This window comes from Dyella jiangningensis (assembly GCF_003264855.1).
Classification (GTDB): Bacteria; Pseudomonadota; Gammaproteobacteria; order Xanthomonadales; family Rhodanobacteraceae; genus Dyella; species Dyella jiangningensis_C.
In genome coordinates, this window is sequence record NZ_NFZS01000001.1 from 1,075,777 (window position 1) to 1,094,176 (window position 18,400).

Here is an 18,400-nt window from a genome sequence, read left to right on the forward strand (position 1 = left end):
GATATCGCTTCCCCATGCGCCTGTCCCGCCTGCTGCTCGTCTGTCTCGTGCTGGGCCTGGCCCCGCTGCTGTCCGTGCACGCCCAGGGGCAAGTGTCGCCCTACACGGTCGTGGTGTCCGTGGCCGACACCAGCGACGTGGCTCGCAACAACGCCTTCAGCGACGCGCTGGCCCAGGTGCTGGCCCGAACCGCGGGCGGGCAGGACCTGAGCAGCAAGCCGGGCTATTCCGACGTGCTCAAGGGTGCCAGTGGCATCGTCAAGCAGTACCAGTACCAGCGCGCCGCGACCGGCATGAGCCTGCAGGTGACCTTCGACGAGGCGGCCGTCCAGCGCACGATCGCGCAGCTTGGCGTGGCGGGTAGTGGACCAAAGCCGCCGGTGCTGCTGGTGGTGCGCGACGAGGATGGCAGCGTGCTGACCCGCGATGCGCTGGCGCCGCTGGCCCAGGCCGTGGCGGCCCGTGGCTATGCCACTGTGCTGGCCGATCCGGGCAAGACCGGCGATACGCCGAACCTGACCACGGCCGATCCTGACCAGGTGGCCGCTTTGGCCCGCCAGTACAAGACCGGACTGATCCTGCTGGGCCAGCTGCATGGCAACAGCGCCGACTGGATGCTGGTGTCAGGCGGCCCGCAGCAGCGCTGGAACAACAATGGCGCCAACACCGGCGCCGTACTGACCGACGCCGGCAACGGGTTGGCCGACCGCCTCGGCAAGCAGCTGAACGTGATCGGCTCGGCCACGGTGGACGGCAAGCTGTGGGTGTCCCAGGTCAATTCCGCGATGGACTACGCCAACCTGCTGTCCACGCTGCGCGCCGACCCGTCGGTGCGCCAGGTCACCACGGTCGGTGCGCAGGGCGACGGCATGCTGTTCGCGGTGAAGGCCAGCCTGCCGATGGACGTGTTGGCGGCCAACCTTGCCGCCAGCGGGCGACTGCTGCGCGGTGAGTCGCACAGCGACGCAGATATCAGCCTGCGCTGGGTGCACTGAACAGCGCCGGGAAAATCTCCCGGCTTGAGCCCGGGCGTCGCCACTGCGCTGGCGATGCCCGGATGCATGGGTCACACTGACCCGTTCCGCCCGATGAGCCATGCCATGACTCATGACACCTCCCGGCGCTGGCAGATGCTCGCCATCGCCGCCGTCATCCTCTATCTGCTCTGGCTGCTGGCGCCGGTGCTGATGCCGTTCGCCTTCGCCGGGATGCTGGCGTATCTCGGCGACCCGCTGGCCGACCGTCTCGAACGCCTGGGCCTGGGGCGCACGCTGGCGGTGAGCATCGTGTTCATCGTGCTGCTGTTGCTGGCGGTGGGTGCGCTGTTGCTGCTCATCCCGCTGGTGTCCCGGCAGGTCGACAACCTGGTGCAGAACCTGCCGCGCTATGTGGACTGGGCCCGCAACGTAGCCTTGCCCTGGGTGCAGGCCAAGCTGCATCTCGACCCCAGCGCGTTCGACACGGATCGCCTGGTGGAGCAACTGAAGGCGCATATCGGTTCGATCGGCGACGCCGCCTCGACCGTGCTGGGCCAGATTTCGCGCTCCAGCCTCGGCGTGATCGCCTGGCTGACCAATCTCGTGCTGATCCCCGTGGTGGCGTTCTACCTGCTGCGCGACTGGGACCGGCTGGTGGCGTGGATCGACCGCATGCTGCCGCGCTCGATCGAGCCGACCGTGGCGCACCTGGCGCGCGAGGCGGACAGCGTGCTGGGCGCCTTCGTGAGGGGCCAACTGGCGGTGATGCTGGCGTTGGGCATCTTCTATGGTGCGGCGCTCACCATCATGGGCCTTTCGGTCGGCCCGCTGATCGGCATGGTGGCCGGCCTGCTCAGTTTCGTGCCGTACCTGGGTTTCATCGTCGGTTTCGGTTCGGCGCTGGTCGCGGCGCTGGTGCAGTATGGCGACTGGGGTCACGTGCTGATCGTGGTGGCGATCTTCACCGTCGGCCAGCTGCTCGAAGGCTACGTGCTGGTGCCGCGCCTGGTCGGCGAGAAGATCGGGCTGCACCCGGTGGCGGTGATCTTCGCCGTGCTGGCCGGTGGCTACCTGTTCGGCTTCCTCGGCGTGCTGCTGGCATTGCCTGCCGCCTCGGTGATCCTGGTCGTCTTGCGGTACCTTAGCGAGCGCTACCGCCAGAGCGATCTGTACACGGAAGAGGGCCGCGGCGATCCGGTGCTCTCCGAAGTGGACGTCGTGGTCGAGACGCCGCAGGGCACGGTGGAAACCGATACGGTCGTGACACCACGCGACAAAACGAAGGACGCAACACCTCCCGCATGATCCCGCAGTTGCCGCTCGCCCTGCGCTGGCCTCGTCGCCAGCGCTTCGAACATTTCCACCCGGGTGCCAACGCGGCCACGCTCGCCGCGGTGGAACAGCTGGCACAGGCGCCGGGCGCGTCATGGCTGTATCTCGCGGGCCCGGTCGGCAGCGGCAAGAGCCATCTGTTGATGGCGGCCTGCCAGGCGGCCTTCGCCGGAGGACGCACCGTGCAATACCTGCCGCTGGCCAGCCTGGTCGCCAAGGCTGTCGCCATTCGTGGTGTGGCTGGCAGCGAGTTCCTCGCCCTGGATGACCTTGGCGCGATCGCGGGTGATCGCGAGGCGGAACACGCCATGTTCGACGTCTACAACCGTGCCAAGGCGGAAGGCGCGACCCTGCTGTTCGCCGCCGAGGCGTTGCCGTCGCAGCTCGGCCTTGGTTTGCCGGACCTGCGTTCGCGCCTGGGCGCCTGCCAGCAGGCGCTGATCAAGCCGCTGGACGACGCCGAGCGCCGCGACGTGCTGCGCCGGCAGGCCGCTTCGCGTGGCATCGAGCTGGACGACACCGTGCTCGACTGGCTGTTCAACCGCTACGCACGCGACCTGGGCGCCTTGCTCGATCTGCTCGATCGACTCGATCAGGCGTCGCTGGCGGCGCGACGGAAGATCACGGTGCCGTTCCTGCGAGGGTTTCTGCGTGAGGCGGAGCCGGGGCAGTGATGCCGCCGATTCTGTAGGAGCGCACCCAGTGCGCGATCACGGCATCACCGCTTCGTGGGCTTTTCGCGCTCTGGGGGCGCTCCTACAAAAGAGCGGCGGGAAAGAAAAAAAGGCGCCTCGCGGCGCCTTTTCCGTATCCATCAGGCCATCAGCAGCCTGGGCGTCGCATTCGCCCCGACCGCATCCACCATCGCCTGCACCACATTCAGGTTGCCGGCGATGATGTTGCCGCTCTCCGGGATGCCATCGCGGCCGGCGAAGTCGCAGTAGCGACCGCCCGCCTCGCGCACCAGCAGCACGCCGGCCGCCATGTCCCACGGCTTGAGGCCGATCTCGAAATAGCCGTCGTAGCGGCCGGCGGCGGTGTAGGCCAGGTCCAGCGCGGCGGAGCCCGAGCGGCGGATGTCCTCGGCCTGGCCGAGGATGGCGCGGGTCATGTCCAGCTGCGCATCCAGGTGCGAGCGCTGGCGGTAGGGGAAACCGGTGGCGATCATCGCGCCGCCCAGGTTGTCGCGCTTGCTGACGCGGATGCGGCGGTCGTTGAGGTAGGCGCCATCGCCCTTGCTGGCGGTGAACAGCTCGTCGCGCAGCGGATCGAACACCACGGCGTACACCGGCTCCCCCTTGTCGAGCAGGGCGATGGACACGCTGAAGTGCGGGATGCCGCGCAGGTAATTGTGGGTGCCGTCGAGCGGATCGATCACCCATACCAGCGGACCCTTGCCCGTGGCCCCGCTTTCCTCGGCGAGGAAGGCATGGGTCGGGTAGGCGCGCTTGAGTTCCTTGACGATCTCGGCTTCGGCCAGGCGGTCGACTTCCGAGGCGAAGTCCATGCGTTGCTTCTCGACGACGTTGAGTCCGTCGATGCGATTCATGTAGCGCAGGATGATGTTTCCTGCGGAGCGCGCGGCGCGCACCGCGACGTTGACGGCGGGTCTTGGCATGGCTTCGGCTTTCAAAAGAGCGGGGTTTCGGCGGCAAAGTCTAGCAGAGGAGCCGCTCCGGTTCAGGTGGGGAAGATGAACGGTTTGACACGGCGGCCCACAATTTCCAAGCTTTGCGACCATTTGTACGAGCCTTCCCCGGCATGACCACCTCCTCCGACCTCGCCGCCCGCATCCGTTACGTGCTGGTGCGCACCTCGCACCCCGGCAATATCGGCAGCGCTGCCCGCGCCATTCGCACCATGGGTTTCGACCGCATGGCGCTGGTCGCTCCGCACCGTTTCCCCGACCAGGAAGCCTCGGCCCTGGCTGCCGGCGCGGACGAGGTGCTGGAGCAGGCCACGATCAGCGAGGGCCTGGTCGACGCCCTGGCCGGCACCAGCCTGGCGCTGGGCCTGTCGGCCCGCCGCCGTGGCGTGGACCTGGAGGAGATCACGCCGCGTGAAGCCGCTGTCCGCGCACTGGCCGCCGCCGCCCGTGGCGAGCAGGTGGCTCTGGTGTTCGGCAACGAGCGCACCGGCCTGGAGAACGAGGAGCTGGCGCGCTGCCATGCCATGGTGCGCATTCCGAGCGTGGACGATTTCAGCTCGCTGAATCTTTCGCAGGCCGTGCAGGTGATGGCCTATGAGCTACGCGTGGCTTCGCTGGGCGAAGTCGCCGCGCCCGTGCGCGCCGATGCCGAACCGCCCGCGGACGCGGCGCAGATGGAGCGCTTCTTCGAGCACCTGTCCCAGATGCTGGATGACATCGACTTCCACAAGGGTCGTGCGCCGACCACGATCATGTTGCGGCTACGCAAGCTGTTCCAGCGCGCCCAGCCGGATGAGCGCGAATTGCGCGTGATGCACGGCATTTTCGCGGACGCGCAGCGCATGGCGGCGATCGCGAGCGGCAAGCTCAAGAAGGATTGATCCCTCGCCACCGGCTTTTTTGTAGGAGCGCACCCAGTGCGCGAAAAGCCTACGGAGCGGTAACGACGTATCTCTGCGGTCGCGCACTGGGTGCGCTCCTACAGAAGAGCTGGTGGGGCGCCACGGCTAAAACCCGTCTTCCTCCACATCGATCTGCGGCTTGCGCATGACCAGCAGTTTGTCGATGCGGGCGCCGTCGAGGTCAATCACCTCCACCCGGAAACCGTGCCATTCGAAGACCTCGCCGGTCTGCGGGATGTGGCCGAGGGCGGCCATGACCATGCCGGCGGCGGTGCGGTATTCGTGCTCTTCCTCGCCAGGCAGTGCGTCGACCTGCAGCAGTTCGCGCAGGTCGTCGATGGAGAGCGAGCCGTCGATCAGCCAGCTGCCGTCGCTGCGCTGCGTGATGAGCGGAGTCTCCTCCGGGCCGCTGCCACCCAGCTGCGTGGCGCCGACGATGGCGGCCAGCAGGTCGTTGAGCGTGACCAGGCCGACGATGTCACCGTACTCGTCCACCACCAGGGCGAGCTGCGTTTCGGCGTCGCGGAACTCTTCCAGCAGGTCCAGCGCGCGCGCCTTCGCCGGCACGTAGAGCGGTTTGACCAGTTGGCCGAACAGATCGGGCTTGCCCAGCTCGTAGCCACGCAGCAGCCGCTTCACCTCGACCACGCCGGCGATGTCGCTTTCGTCGCCGCGGTACACCGGATAACGCGAGTAGGGCGTGTCGCGCAGGATCGCCGCGTTCTCCTCGTAGCCCGCGTTCTGGTCCAGCCAGACGATGCGGGTGCGCGGGGTCATCACGCTTTCCACCGTGCGATCGCCCAGCCGCAGCACGCGGTTGACCATGTTGTGCTCGTCGCGGTCGAGGATGCCGTGTTCGGCGCTTTCCGCGACCAGCAGGCGGATTTCCTCTTCCGTCGCCACGTCGCTGCCGCGCTGTTTCACGTTGAGCATGCGCAGGATGAGGCCGCTGCAGAGATTGAGCATCCACACGAACGGCGCAGTAAGGCGCGAAAGCACCATCATCGGCATCGAGACGTAGCCGGAAATCTTCTCCGGTGCCGACAACGCCAGGCGCTTGGGCACCAGTTCGCCGATGACGATCTGGATGAAGGAAATCAGCACGAAGCCGAGCACCAGGCCCACGACCTTGGCGTAAGGCTCCAGCCAGGCAGCTCGGCCCCCGTGGATGGCCTGGGCGATGTGATCGCCCAGAGCGTCACCGGCCAGCGCACCGGTAATCAGGATCACCAGGGTCATGCCGACCTGGACGGTGGAGAGAAAACGCTCGGGCGCCTCGGCATTGCGCAGCGCCACCCGTGCCCGGCGGCTGGTGCGGGACATCTGCTTCAGCCGCGTCTTGCGCGAGGCCACCAGGGCCATCTCCGACAGGGCGAAGAAGCCGTTGAACAGCGAGAGGACGATGACGGTCGCGATTTCGGTCAGCATGGCGGCCGGGCGGAGCCGGAGAGGTCGCGTGGGGACATGAGACGGAGTGTAAGGCCAGAGGGCTGCCGGAAGCGCGGCAGCCTGTCGCGAAGCCCGTGATGCGGTGCGGCAGGGCGGTCCTGTAACATATCCGTCATTTCAGCCCTCGCACCCTAGGCAATAACTGCATGTTTTCATTGCAAACGATTTTCGGCAAAGGCGACAAGTTCTACGGTCTGCTCGAGCAAAGCGCCGAGGCGGCGCGCGAGAGCGCCAAGGCCCTGCATGAACTGGTCACGGGCAAGGATCACGCTCCGGTGATGGCCGCCTTTGCCGCCGCGCGTGCGCGGGAAAAGGCACTGGCCGGGCAGATCAGCGAGGAACTGGTGAACACCTTCGTCACCGCGCTCGATCGCGAGGACATCGAGGCGCTGAACTCGGCGCTCTACAAGATCCCCAAGACCATCGAGAAGTTCGCCGAGCGCTACGAGATCATCGCCGAGCGCGTTTCCGACGTGGATTTCGCCGCGCGTGCGGTCGTGCTGGAACGCGCCACCGCCGTGGTGTCGGAAATGATCGGCGAGTTGCGTCGCGGCCTGCGCATCGACCCGGTGAAGAAGCTGCAGGATCGCCTGCAGACGCTGGAATCGGAAGGCGACCGCATGCTGCTTTCGCCGTACCGCACCCTTTACGTGGAAGGCAACGACGCCATGCGCGCCATGCTGGCCAAGGATCTTTTCGAGCTGCTCGAGAAGGCGATCGACAAGTGCCGCGACGTCGGCAACATCGTCTATTCGATCGTGCTGAAGAACTCCTGAGGCCGGCACGATGACGCTCTCTTCTCGTTGCCGCCCGGCCTTGGCCCGGGCTGTCGTCGTGGTGCACGGAGTGCATGCATGAGCATCGGTCTCGCCATCGCGGTGGTGCTCATCGCGCTTGCCTTCACCTACATCAACGGCTTCCACGACACCGCGAATTCCATCGCCACGGTGGTGGCGACCAAGGTGCTCACCCCGGGCCAGGCGGTCATGCTGGCGGCCATCACCAACCTGATCGGCGCGCTGTGGGGCACCGCGGTGGCCAAGACCATCGCGGCCGGCATCATCGATACGCACGTGATCGATGCGGGCCCGCAGTTGCTGATATGCGCGCTGCTGGCGGCCACCGCATGGAACCTCATCACCTGGTGGTGGGGCCTGCCGTCCAGCTCCAGCCACGCGCTGGTAGGCGCCCTGGTAGGCGCGGCCATCGCCACGGCCGGCAACAACTTCGCCGCGGTGATCTGGTCGCAGGGCGGCGCACACTGGTGGGACGGCAAGGGCGTGGTGCCGAAGGTGATCGTGCCCATGGTGGCTTCGCCGCTGATGGGCTTCGTCATCGGTTTCCTGCTGATGGGTGGGCTGTATGCGCTGCTCAGCTGGTTCTCCAGCCGCACCGGCTTCCTGCGGCGACTTGGCCGCACGCCATTCGTCAATGCGTTCTTCGGCAAGGCGCAGATCGTGTCGGCCAGCGCCATGGGCCTGGCCCACGGCATGAACGATGCGCAGAAGAGCATGGGCATCATCGCGCTGGCGCTGGCCGGCGCCACGACGGCGGGGCAGTTCGACCACCTGCCGTCCTGGCTGGGCTTCCTGCGCATCCACGGCTCCTCCACCGGCGGTTTCGACGTGCCCGCGTGGGTCGCCGTCGTGTGCGCGCTGACCATGGCGGGCGGCACGGCCGGCGGTGGCTGGCGCATCATCAAGACGCTCGGCCACAAGATGGTGAAGCTGCATCCCATCAACGGCTTCGCGGCGGAAGGCAGCTCGGCGGCGGTGATCCTCACCGCATCGGCGTTCGGCATTCCGGTGTCGACCACGCACAACGTCTCCGCCTCGATCATGGGCGTCGGTGCGGCCAAGCGCTGGAACGCCATCCGCTGGTCGGTGGTGGAGCGCATGGTGTGGGCGTGGATCCTCACGCTGCCGATCACCGCGCTGCTGGCCTACGGCTTCGTGCGATTGGCCCAGCTGTTCTGATCAGGATGTCGGACCTGTGGGAGCGCACCCTGTGCGCGACCGCAGGGATCGTCAGCACGTCAGGGGACGGTCGTCGAGTCAGTGCTCCGTAGGTTTGTCGCGCACAGGGTGCGCTCCTGCAGTTAAGAGCTGCCGTTACAGATCGTCGCCGCCGACGGCGACGATCCTTTCCAGCTGATCGCCCAGCTCACCCAGCTCATCGATCAGCCGCTTCAACTCGGCCGCGTCCAGCAGCTCGTACGGCCGGTTCTCGCACAGGTGCAGGTAAGGCGAGCCATCCAGGTCGGCCACGGCCAGGAAACCCTTGCGCTGCTCCCAGTTGAAACGAAGGCAGCGCCGCGGGTCTGCGCCGGCGAGCGGGCCGACGGGGGTGGAGATACGCAGGTAGCGCCGGCCCGCCTCGTCTTCCAGTTCCGCGAGATAGATGCCCTGGTGCCGATCGTGCGGCAGCGACAGGTCGAAACTGATCAGGTAAGGGTCGTTGTGGCGCAGCTCGTGCAGGCTGCCGATGTGGGAACGCACGGCTTCGAAATGGCGCATGGGTGCGGTCTCCTTGGCACGCGGTGAGAGCACCGCTACTGTGCCACGACCTGCCGTAAAGGGCCTGTTGAAGATCATGGAACGCAGCCTCGACGATCCTTATGAACGCATCTGGGCCGCCATTGCGGCGATACCCCGCGGGCGTGTGGCGAGCTATGGGGCGATCGCAACGAGAGCCGGCCTGCCCGGGCGCGCGCGGCTGGTGGGAAGAGCCCTGGGCCTGGTGCCCGACGGCATGGAGCTGCCGTGGCACCGTGTGCTGCGGTCCAGCGGGCAGATCGCCTTTCCGGCGGGCAGCCGGGGTTTTCGCGAGCAGAGCAAGCGCCTGAAGGCGGAGGGCGTCGACGTACGCAACGGCAAGGTGCCGCTGGCCAGTTTCGGGCTCGATGCCAACTTGGATCGCGCGCTCTGGGGCATGCCCGGCTGAAGTGTTCCGGCAGGAGCGCGACTCGCGCGCGACCGCCGGGCTGCATGCTCTCCTTGGCCATCGTCTGTCGCGTCTTCGCTCCATAGGCTTTTCGCGCACTGGGTGCGCTCCTACAGATGGGTGTGGCGTTGTGAGGTCCGGTAGCAGGGCTCCATTTGCTAGCATTTCCCGATGCCTTCCTCGCCCCTCGACATTCTTCACAGCGTTTTCGGTTACACCCAGTTCCGCGGCCAGCAGCAGTCCATCGTCGAGCACCTGATCGAAGGCGGCGATGCGTTGGTGCTGATGCCTACCGGCGGCGGCAAATCGCTGTGCTACCAGATTCCCGCCCTGGTCCGGCAGGGTATCGGCATCGTGGTGTCGCCGCTTATCGCGTTGATGCAGGACCAGGTCGATGCGTTGCGCGAGGCCGGCGTCGCCGCGGCCTATCTCAATTCCAGCCTGGATGCGGAAGACCAGCGCGAAGTGGAGCGACGCCTGCTGGCGGGCGAGTTGAACCTGCTTTACGTGGCACCCGAACGACTGCTGACGCCGCGGTTCCTCAGTCTGCTCGAACGCACCGAAGTGGCGCTGTTCGCCATTGATGAAGCGCATTGCGTGTCGCAATGGGGCCACGATTTCCGGCCGGAATACCGCGAGCTGGTGGTGTTGCACCAGCGCTTTCCCGACGTGCCGCGCATCGCGCTTACCGCGACCGCGGACGAGCGCACGCGCGACGAGATCGTGGAACGCCTGGCGTTGCAGCAGGCACGCCAGTTCGTCTCCAGTTTCGATCGCCCGAACATCCGGTACCAGGTCGGCCTGCGTCACAACGCACGCCGGCAGCTGATGGACTTCCTCGAGCGCCGGCGCGGCGAAACCGGCATCGTCTACGCGCTCAGTCGCCGCAAGGTGGATGAAACGGCGGCGTGGCTGGCGGAAGCGGGCATCGACGCGCTGCCGTATCACGCGGGCCTTGATTCGGCGACACGTCACGCGCACCAGCGTCGTTTCCTGCGCGAGGATGGCCTGGTGATGGTGGCCACCGTCGCCTTCGGCATGGGCATCGACAAGCCCGACGTGCGCTTCGTCGCGCACCTGGACCTGCCGCGCAGCATGGAAGGTTATTACCAGGAGACCGGCCGCGCCGGTCGTGACAGCCTGCCGGCCGACGCCTGGATGATCTATGGCCTGTCGGACGTGGTGACGATGAGCCAGATGATCGCGCAGTCCGAATCGGCCGACGATCGCAAGCGCGTCGAGCGGCAGAAGCTGGAATCGCTGTTGGCCTACGCCGAGGCGACGGAATGCCGGCGCGAACTCCTGCTGGCAGCCTTCGGCGAAAGCTTCCATGGCCCCTGTGGGCGTTGTGACAACTGCATCGAGCCGCCGAAGACCTGGGACGCCACCGTGCCCGCGCAAAAGGCGTTGTCCGCGGTGTATCGCAGCGGTCAGCGTTTCGGTTCGGGCCATGTGATCAGCATCCTGCGCGGTGAAGACAGTTCGCGCATGAGCGAGCTGGGCCATGATCGCCTTTCCACGTTCGGCATCGGCGCAGACATGGACGACAAGCAATGGCGTTCCGTGTTCCGCCAGCTGCTGGCCATGGGGCTGCTCGAAGCCGACGCCGAAGGCTACGGCACGCTGCGGCTCACCAAGGCCAGTCGCGAGGTGCTGGTGGGCGAACGCTCCGTGCGCCTGCGTGAAGATGCGCGGCCGGTACGCGCGTCGCGCAAACGCCGCGACAGCCAGCTGGTGACCGGCGGAAGCCTGGGCGTGGAAGCCTACGAGCAGCCGCTGTGGGACGAACTGCGCAAGCTGCGCACCCAGCTCGCCAAGCAGCATGGCGTGCCGCCTTACGTGATCTTCCACGATGCCACGCTGTTGGCGATGCTCCGCGCCCTACCGTCGAACGAAGAGGAAATGGGTGCGATCAGCGGCGTGGGCGAAGCCAAGCTCAAGCGTTACGGCAGGGACTTCCTGGCAGTGATCAACGCGCACGAGTGAAACCTGGGCGCGGACAGAGCCGGTGCGCATTTTCTACAGGTATTCGCAAGGTGGTGTCGCCAACCCGGCGAACACGGCCGCACTTCATGCTCGATCTGCAGGGGAGAGAGCGGCAAGAGCTCAGCCCGCCAATTGCCAATGCGTGCCCTCGGCCGATACGCGCGAATGGGCGAGCGCCAGTTCGGGCACATAACGCCATTGGTCCAGTTCGCCCGGCAGGCGAGCCTGAGGACAGGCAATGCGGGTGGCGATCAGTGCGGCCTCGGCGGTGTCGTGACGACCCACTTCCTGCCCTTCGCAGAGCACGCGCCATTGGCGGCCGTGGCGAATGATGCGGAAAAGGCCGATTTTCGAAGGGTAAACGTATTGCGCCAGCATGGTATGAGACGTTCTTTTACTGCGGGTCTGCATAGACTGCCTATCGCGCATGACTTTCCCGTTATTCCCGCGCGACGATTGCGTGGCATCGGCCCGGATCGGAGATGAGGGTCAGGCTGCGTTTGTGTTGCGGTGTCACGAGATTCAGCAAGAAGTGAAAATGCCGTTCACCACATAAAAAACGGCCCGCATCGCCGCGGGCCGTTTCTGTTCCACTTGCCGTGCTCGGCTTACTTGCGCTGCGAAGCCGTGGCGTCGCGGGCGGCGCGGAATTCCGAATCCTTGCTCCAGTTCGGCCAGGTGTCCGAATTGGCCAGGTCACTGCCCAGCGTGTAGAGGATCTGCAGGTCGCGCGCCATGCCGGTGAACGGCCAGCTCGCCTGCCACTCGTCCGACGGCTGGTGATAGTGCTTGGCCACGTACTCGTCCTCGGCGGCCTTGCCGGCGGCGAGGCCACCATCCACCCAGTCATTGCCCGAGCCGAACGAGATCGCCGGCACGCCGCGCTTGGCGAACGGGAAGTGATCGGAGCGGAAGAAGTGGCCGGCTTCGGGCTTCGGATCCGCCGAGTAGACCAGGCTCCACTTCTTGGCCGTGTCGGTCAGTTCGTCGAGCAGGTCCAGCTTGGCGCTGCCGGAGATGGTGAAGTTGCGCGCCGGGCCATGCGGATCGAGCGCATCCATGTTGATGTCGGCCACGGTAGTGGCGAGCGGGTAGAGCGGCTTGGAGGCGTAGTACTCCGAACCCAGCAGGCCCTTTTCCTCGGCGGTGACGTTGAGGAACACCACCGAACGTTCCGGCTTCGGCTGGCTGGCGAAGGCGCGGGCCAGTTCGATCAGCGCGGCCGTGCCGGTCGCGTTGTCCACGGCGCCGTTGTAGATCTTGTCGCCCTTGGCGTCGGGCGCGCCGATACCAAGGTGATCCCAGTGCGCGCTGTAGATCACTGTCTCGTCCGGGCGCTTGGTGCCCTCGATGCGGCCGACGATGTTGTACGAGGTGATCACCTTGGAGTTGACCTTGAAGTCGGCCGTGAAGCCTTCGCCCTTCAGTGCCACCGGCTTGAAGTCGCGCGTCTGGGCCTGTTTCTTCAGTGCCTCGAAATCCAGGCCGGCGGCCTTGAACAGGTCCACCGCGACATCGCGCTGGATCCAGGCTTCCACCGGCGTATGTGCGCTCGAAGGATGGTCGCGCACCACGTCGAACTGGGTGTTGGTGTTGGAGTTGGCCACGGTGGCCCAGCCGTAGGAGGCCGGCGCGGTCTCGTGGACGATCAGCATGCCGGCCGCGCCCTGGCGGGCGGCTTCCTCATACTTGTAGGTCCAGCGGCCGTAGTAGGTCATGGCCTTGCCGCCGAAGTCGCCAACGCCCGTTTCGAAGTCGGGGTCGTTGATCAGCACGACGGCGATCTTGCCCTTGAGGTCCACGCCCTTGAAGTCGTCCCAGTTGCGCTCCGGCGCCTTCACGCCATAGCCCACGAACACCAGCGGCGCGTTCTTCAGCGACACGGCCTTGGAACCATCCAGCGGCGCGCGCACGGCGATCTGCTGGCCCTGGGTGAGGTTTTCCGTCTTGCCGTTGACGGTGAAGGACAGCGACGGCGTGCCTGCGATATCCGACTGCAGCAGCGGTACGGCCTGGGTCCATTCGCGCTTGCCGTTCTTGAGGTCACCACCGGGCTGCACGCCGGCTGCCTTGAACTGCGAGATCACGTAGTCGATGGTCTTCTTCTCGCCGGCGGTGGCAGGGCCACGGCCTTCGAAGGCATCGGAGGAAAGCGTCTTGACGTCGTCCGACAGGCGATGCGGATCGATGGTCGGGGCGGTCGCGGCAAACAGCGCCGACGACACGGAAAGGGCGAGCAGGGATAAGGCCAATCGCTTCATGAGGCGGCACCTAGCGGTTAAACGAGGCCCGATAGTAGATAGCGGTGCTGGCGCCGGTCCATAGCCTCGTGCGGGCCGGGTGGGAAAGACGGCGACGGGGGATGCGAAAAAGCCCTGAAAAACAGCCTTTCTGAGGGTCCGATCGTGACTTTCTTCACCCCTGTCAGGCCAAAGCGGCAAAAAAACCGCATTTTTTCCGTTCTGCAGCTTGGCGTAGCGCTCGCCATGCCATACATTCCGCATGCCGAAAGGCATTCAACACATCATCTCGATGACCACGGGGAAATGTATGGCGAAGGCGCAGAAAGCAGCAGCAAAGAAGAAGGCCGCTCCGAAGGCAGCGAAGACGGCCGCCAAGGCAGTCGTGCAGAAGCCGATCAAGGAAGCACTGAGCAAGTCGGGCCTCGTTGCCCATATCGCTGAAACCAGCGGTGTGGCAGCCAAGGACGTGCGTGCCGTGCTCGCCACGCTCGAAGGCGCTGTCACCTCCTCGGTGCACAAGAAGGGCGCTGGCCACTTCACGCTGCCGGGCCTGCTGAAGATCACCGCCGTCAATGTGCCGGCCAAGCCGAAGCGCAAGGGCATCAATCCCTTCACCAAGGAAGAGCAGTGGTTCGCTGCCAAGCCGGCCACGGTGAAGCTGAAGGTCCGCGCGCTGAAGAAGCTCAAGGACGCCGCGCAGTAAGCGTTGCCGTCCACTGGCCGCTAGCTCCTTCCGGGGCGCTGGCCAGGGTCGAAAAGGCCGCCCTCGGGCGGCCTTTTTTTATGGGGCGGAAAGCACGCGCCCCGCCTGGATCAGTGGCGATCCGAGCCGATCACGCGTCCGGTTTCCGGGTCGAGTTGCAGGCGCACCTTCTTGCCGGCTTCGTTGTCGGCCTTGGCCGTCCATACGCCGTCATCGAAATCCACGTCATGCACGTGGGTATAGCCCTGGGTGGAAAGCGAGGCGCGCACGTCGGCTTCGCTCAGGCGCGACACCGGCTTGTCCGGAAACGCCTGGCCCGTCCTGGGGTCGATGCGGACCGATACGCTCTTGCCGTTCGCACTGCGCGCTTTGGCCGTCCAAACGCCGTTGCGGAAATCGAGGTCGCGCACCTTGCTGTAGCCCTGGCGCTCCAGCGAAGACTGCACCTCGTGTTCGGTCAGCGCGTCCTGCGCCATGGCCATGCCGGCAAAGACCAGGGCCGCTGCGATGGTCAACGAAGCGATTTTCTTCATTGGACATGCCTCTTGTTGGCGTGGAGTTCGAGTTTTGGCATGCGCGCAAACAACATGCGGTGAATGCAAACGGACCGGGAGCTGAATGATGGGCCGGCGCGGAGAGGTCGTCACGACCGCCAATGCACCACCACCTCCCGCTGGAGGTCCGAAAGCAGCATGCCGGCGGGGATGCCTCATCGCGGCTGCGTCGCGGTGCGGGATGAAGCGGACCGGAGGGCAATGTCGCCCAGGCGCCATCACGCAGTCGCAGTGCCCGGTGCAGAAAGACGGCAGCGGTCGGCAGCCACACGTTTTATTGAGCTGTGACAGTCCATGCTCCGCCCGGAGCGGATGTGGTCATTAAAAACACGGCCGCCAGAGCATTCTGCAAGACCATGGACCCTGGGCAGCAAGGCGGCCGGGACAGAGATCTTTCCAGCGAGGGCGTCACGATGAACCACACGAACGATCTACCGCTGGCCTTGTACAAGGCCAATAGCGAACTTCAACTGCGCATCAGCAAACTGGTGATGGAGAACTGGAAGAAGTGGCTGGAGCTGTCCACCCGTGCGATGGACGATGGCATCGCTGAATCGCAGGCGCGCGTGGAGCAATTGCTCAAGGCGCAGGACTGGGCCGCGCTGGCGTCGATGCCGGCAGAAACATTCGGACGCATGCTGCAGCAGCGACTCGGCGACGCCAACGTCACCAACCATATCGCCGCCAGCGTCCAGGCGCACTTCGCGCAGGGGCTGCAGGAGGCCGTCCAGACCTGGCAGAAGGATACCGCGCGGGCGCTGGGCGGCATGTCCGACCTCGGCAGCGCCGCGAACGCACCGTGGACCGACGCCATGGCGCAATGGGGGCGCATGTGGCCGTGGGCCGCCGAGCAGGGTGCTTCCAGCGGCGCCAAGTAAGCGAGGCCTGCAACTCGCCAAGCCGGTGGCTGGCACCATGCCATCGGGCAGGTTGGCTGGCTGCCCAATCTGCCCACTGCATCGCGTCTCCGGTGACGTATCCATGTTGAACTGTGGAACGCCGCCGGCCTTGGGCCTGCACTGAAGGTTGGCGCGCAACGCGATGCAGCGAACGCCTGGCCGCCCCGACGTCCTGCATCGGGCTGCATCAACGACAGGCCGTGCATGGCGATGCACGGTTCGACGTGTTGTCACATTTGTCTAGTTATCTAGGCGGCTTCGGTGTCGCGGAACGCCGCCATGGTGGCCCGGAGCGGTGAACCGGGTCCGCAGGGGGAAAGGGAGCATGATGCGGTTTTGCATTGCCGGATCGACAGGGGGCCTGCCGGCCGTCTGGCCTGGCGGTTCGTGTTGAGGATGGACAGCTGATGCGGTACGCCATCTATTTCTGCCCGGCTCCGGCCAGTGCGCTGGGGGCGCTTGGACGCGACTGGCTTGGCGGCGAAGCAGCACCGGATGGCATTCCCGGCATTCCACTGTCGCGATGGAACGAACTGCTGGCCGACGTGAGGCGTTATGGCTGGCACGCGACGGTGCGTTCGCCGTTCACGCTCTCGCCGGACGCCGAGTACGACGACTTGCGCCGTGCCGTCAGCGCCGTGGCGCAATCGGTCGCACCAACCACCGTCACCTTGCGATTGAGCCGCCTCGGCGGTTTCCTGGCCCTGCGTCCGGTGGGCGATTGCGTCGCGATCAGCGCGATGGCCGCCGCCTGCACCGAAACGGTCGAGACATTGCGAGCCCCGTTGGTCGAGCCGGAATTCCAGCGTCGTGTCCGCGGGCTCGACGCCATCGAAACCCATTACCTTCAACGCTACGGATATCCCTACGTGTTTGAACGCTATCGTTTCCATATGACCTTGTCCGCACCGGCCACCGTGGAGGAGGAGCATGCCTTGCAGCGCTGGCTGGCGCTGCGTGCCGCCGCGATACCGGTCGCGCGCGTCGATGCGCTTTCCATTTGCGTGGAACGGTCGCCTGGCGCGGCCTTCGAAGTGCTCGAGCGGATTCCCCTGCGCAAGGCGTCCGCTGCCTGACACGCCGGTGGAGTACGCACACACCGTTTTCCCATCGGCCGCGTATGCATTCACTCACGCTGGCTTGACGGCTACGCGCGGAACCTGCGCAGCGTGGATGCATACCTGCCTGTGAAGGCCGCAAAAGCTCCACGGCATCCTGGTGACATCATCCTGGGAGCGCGTGATGAAAAAGATCGTCTGGATCGTGGTTGCCAATCGCGCTGCGGCGCGGCTGTTCCAGGTCACCCAGCCCACGGGGCCCCTTGAAGAACTCGACGCCTTCATCCATCCCGAAGGCCGCCTGCAGGAACACGATCTGGTCTCCGACCGGCCTGGCCGCGCATTCGACAGCTACGGCGCCGGTCGCCACGCGGAAGATCCCGACACCGCGGCGACCGAACAGGAAGCGACCAATTTCGCCGTCCAGCTGAGCCGCTTCCTGCACAAGGCACGCTGCGAGCGAAAGTTCGATGCGCTGGTGCTGGTGGCCGCGCCGGCATTCCTCGGTGCACTGCGTGAGCGTCTTGACGAGCCGACGAGAGAGCGCATCACGCTGGAGGTGGACAAGAACCTCGTGCAGCGGAAGGCAGGGGAGATTCGCGGACATTTGCCCGTCAAGCTGTATTCCGCGGTTGGCGGGTAGCGGCTACGTTTGCTTGCGGATGTCGCGCTGGATTGGCTTTATGACTAGGTACGGACCGCTGATGCTGCTTTCGCCGACTGCCACGATGTCACTGCTGGAATGCATCCACGTCGGGCCTGGTGGCATCCACGCGTTGCCGTTTCGCATAAATCGATTCCGACCCAGATACAGCTCGGGAAGATAAACGTCGTATGGATCACGTAGCGACAGGCGGCAACGCCTGCCGCCATGGACATACGCAAGCATGGCGCTTGACGAGAGCAGCATGCCGAGCGCGGATGGATGCTGGAAGAAGCACAGGGAAACATTCAGCAGGAACAGACCGGGGATCATCACGCCGCTCCACCATGACGCGAATGCGATGGACAAGGGTTTCGGCGTGTTTCTCGACGGCAGATGAGGATGTGGCTTCACGCAGGGCGCCTCGCGACGGAAATCTGCTCAAGCGTAGATGCGCGCACTCGGGGGCGTGATCGGACAGCTCTGAAAATCGCTACCGGAGTCGCCGTCCATTCGAAGGCCGGCGGGCCACAGCCCGAAGGCAACACATGGAGTCTGCGCCGGCCTGGCAGTTGGCTCTTTTCCGCAGGCAAACAAAAGCCGCAACACGTGCGGCTCTCGTAAATCACTGAAGTGATGGTGGCCGGGGACGGAATCGAACCGCCGACACGGGGATTTTCAATCCCCTGCTCTACCAACTGAGCTACCCGGCCAGAATGGCTGCGCGCATCGAGGATGCTGCGTGGAGCCGTGCATTAAATCGGAAGCGGGGCGCTTCGTCAAGACTCCGCGTCGGGGGCGACGTAGCCCAGGGGCGTGTCGGCGCCGCCGCCGAACAGGAATTTCTCCATTTCGGCGGTGAGGAACTGGCGTGACTTGGGGTCAAGCGGATTGAGGCGGTATTCGTTGAGCAGCATGGTCTGGTGGGCGAGCCATTGCTGCCACGCCTCCTTGGAGATTTCGGCGTAGATGCGCTGGCCGAGCGGGCCGGGCCAGGGAGCGAAATCCAGGCCTTCGGCGTCGCGGCCGAGCTTGGCGCAGTGAACGATACGACTCATGCGAT

General features: G+C 65.6%; 20 protein-coding genes and 1 tRNA gene. 12 read left to right on the plus strand and 9 right to left on the minus strand.

Going from position 1 to position 18,400, the window contains the following annotated elements:
* Nucleotides 1–14 precede the first annotated feature (14 nt).
* The 3 genes from CA260_RS04640 (at nt 15) to hda (ending at nt 2,983) form a co-directional block, all read left to right on the plus strand.
* Nucleotides 15–995 (plus strand): DUF2066 domain-containing protein, encoded by a 981-nt coding sequence (locus tag CA260_RS04640; RefSeq protein WP_111981238.1) that lies wholly within the window; start codon nt 15–17, stop codon nt 993–995.
* Between the two features lie 105 nt (nt 996–1,100).
* A complete protein-coding gene (locus CA260_RS04645) occupies nt 1,101–2,282 on the plus strand; it encodes an AI-2E family transporter (RefSeq protein ID WP_111981239.1) in 1,182 nt (393 codons plus the stop codon).
* Nucleotides 2,279–2,983, plus strand: coding sequence for a DnaA regulatory inactivator Hda (gene hda / locus CA260_RS04650; protein WP_111981240.1), 705 nt, complete (start codon nt 2,279–2,281; stop codon nt 2,981–2,983). The genes CA260_RS04645 and hda overlap by 4 nt, the downstream gene beginning before the upstream one ends.
* Before the next feature lie 140 nt (nt 2,984–3,123).
* Here the strand turns inward: hda and CA260_RS04655 are convergent, their stop codons facing one another.
* Nucleotides 3,124–3,927, minus strand: a complete 804-nt coding sequence (locus tag CA260_RS04655; protein ID WP_111981241.1) for an inositol monophosphatase family protein — start codon at nt 3,925–3,927, stop codon at nt 3,124–3,126.
* A gap of 143 nt (nt 3,928–4,070) precedes the next feature.
* Between CA260_RS04655 and CA260_RS04660 the strand changes: the two genes are divergently transcribed.
* On the plus strand, nt 4,071–4,838 hold the full coding sequence (locus tag CA260_RS04660) for an RNA methyltransferase (RefSeq protein WP_111981242.1): 768 nt from the start codon (nt 4,071–4,073) through the stop codon (nt 4,836–4,838).
* Nucleotides 4,839–4,964: 126 nt separating this feature from the next.
* Here CA260_RS04660 and CA260_RS04665 read toward each other — a convergent pair whose 3' ends face one another.
* Nucleotides 4,965–6,287, minus strand: coding sequence for a hemolysin family protein (locus CA260_RS04665; RefSeq protein WP_111981243.1), 1,323 nt, complete (start codon nt 6,285–6,287; stop codon nt 4,965–4,967).
* 167 nt (nt 6,288–6,454) lie between these two features.
* Between CA260_RS04665 and CA260_RS04670 the strand changes: the two genes are divergently transcribed.
* A complete protein-coding gene (locus tag CA260_RS04670) occupies nt 6,455–7,084 on the plus strand; it encodes a DUF47 domain-containing protein (protein ID WP_111981244.1) in 630 nt (209 codons plus the stop codon).
* Between the two features lie 78 nt (nt 7,085–7,162).
* Nucleotides 7,163–8,284 (plus strand): inorganic phosphate transporter, encoded by a 1,122-nt coding sequence (locus CA260_RS04675; protein WP_172461715.1) that lies wholly within the window; start codon nt 7,163–7,165, stop codon nt 8,282–8,284.
* Between the two features lie 135 nt (nt 8,285–8,419).
* On the opposite strand, the gene CA260_RS04680 is transcribed toward CA260_RS04675, so the two are convergent.
* Nucleotides 8,420–8,824, minus strand: a complete 405-nt coding sequence (locus CA260_RS04680) for a hypothetical protein (RefSeq protein ID WP_111981245.1) — start codon at nt 8,822–8,824, stop codon at nt 8,420–8,422.
* A 76-nt stretch (nt 8,825–8,900) separates the two neighbouring features.
* Here CA260_RS04680 and CA260_RS04685 point away from each other — a divergent pair, with 76 nt between their 5' ends.
* Together CA260_RS04685 and recQ are read left to right on the plus strand one after the other, a co-directional pair.
* Nucleotides 8,901–9,251, plus strand: a complete 351-nt coding sequence (locus CA260_RS04685; RefSeq protein ID WP_111981246.1) for an MGMT family protein — start codon at nt 8,901–8,903, stop codon at nt 9,249–9,251.
* A 171-nt stretch (nt 9,252–9,422) separates the two neighbouring features.
* Nucleotides 9,423–11,237 carry a DNA helicase RecQ gene (gene recQ, locus CA260_RS04690; RefSeq protein WP_111981247.1) on the plus strand — a complete coding sequence of 605 codons (1,815 nt, stop codon included), beginning with the start codon at nt 9,423–9,425 and terminating at the stop codon, nt 11,235–11,237.
* Between the two features lie 120 nt (nt 11,238–11,357).
* On the opposite strand, the gene CA260_RS04695 is transcribed toward recQ, so the two are convergent.
* Nucleotides 11,358–11,666: a hypothetical protein gene (locus CA260_RS04695; protein WP_238149609.1), complete on the minus strand. Its 309-nt coding sequence runs from the start codon at nt 11,664–11,666 to the stop codon at nt 11,358–11,360.
* A 179-nt stretch (nt 11,667–11,845) separates the two neighbouring features.
* Complete coding sequence (locus CA260_RS04700; RefSeq protein WP_111981249.1) at nt 11,846–13,498, minus strand: M28 family metallopeptidase; 1,653 nt, start codon at nt 13,496–13,498, stop codon at nt 11,846–11,848.
* Between the two features lie 289 nt (nt 13,499–13,787).
* On the opposite strand from CA260_RS04700, the gene CA260_RS04705 reads away from it, so the two are divergent.
* A complete protein-coding gene (locus tag CA260_RS04705; RefSeq protein ID WP_038620791.1) occupies nt 13,788–14,183 on the plus strand; it encodes an HU family DNA-binding protein in 396 nt (131 codons plus the stop codon).
* Nucleotides 14,184–14,293: 110 nt separating this feature from the next.
* Here CA260_RS04705 and CA260_RS04710 read toward each other — a convergent pair whose 3' ends face one another.
* A complete protein-coding gene (locus CA260_RS04710) occupies nt 14,294–14,716 on the minus strand; it encodes a PepSY domain-containing protein (RefSeq protein ID WP_111981250.1) in 423 nt (140 codons plus the stop codon).
* Between the two features lie 434 nt (nt 14,717–15,150).
* Between CA260_RS04710 and CA260_RS04715 the strand changes: the two genes are divergently transcribed.
* The 3 genes from CA260_RS04715 (at nt 15,151) to CA260_RS04725 (ending at nt 17,337) form a co-directional block, all read left to right on the plus strand.
* On the plus strand, nt 15,151–15,615 hold the full coding sequence (locus CA260_RS04715) for a phasin family protein (protein ID WP_111981251.1): 465 nt from the start codon (nt 15,151–15,153) through the stop codon (nt 15,613–15,615).
* Between the two features lie 428 nt (nt 15,616–16,043).
* Nucleotides 16,044–16,712 carry a DUF1045 domain-containing protein gene (locus CA260_RS04720; RefSeq protein ID WP_111981252.1) on the plus strand — a complete coding sequence of 223 codons (669 nt, stop codon included), beginning with the start codon at nt 16,044–16,046 and terminating at the stop codon, nt 16,710–16,712.
* A gap of 166 nt (nt 16,713–16,878) precedes the next feature.
* Complete coding sequence (locus CA260_RS04725; RefSeq protein ID WP_111981253.1) at nt 16,879–17,337, plus strand: host attachment protein; 459 nt, start codon at nt 16,879–16,881, stop codon at nt 17,335–17,337.
* Between the two features lie 3 nt (nt 17,338–17,340).
* On the opposite strand, the gene CA260_RS04730 is transcribed toward CA260_RS04725, so the two are convergent.
* The 3 genes from CA260_RS04730 to CA260_RS04740 all read right to left on the minus strand — a co-directional run bounded on the left by CA260_RS04730 (nt 17,341) and on the right by CA260_RS04740 (nt 18,395).
* The gene (locus CA260_RS04730) at nt 17,341–17,670 is read right to left on the minus strand and encodes a hypothetical protein (RefSeq protein WP_111981254.1); all 330 of its coding nucleotides are present in this window, start codon (nt 17,668–17,670) and stop codon (nt 17,341–17,343) included.
* Nucleotides 17,671–17,974: 304 nt separating this feature from the next.
* Nucleotides 17,975–18,050 (minus strand) — tRNA-Phe (locus tag CA260_RS04735).
* A gap of 66 nt (nt 18,051–18,116) precedes the next feature.
* Nucleotides 18,117–18,395, minus strand: a complete 279-nt coding sequence (locus tag CA260_RS04740) for an oxidative damage protection protein (RefSeq protein WP_111981255.1) — start codon at nt 18,393–18,395, stop codon at nt 18,117–18,119.
* Nucleotides 18,396–18,400: the final 5 nt, after the last annotated feature.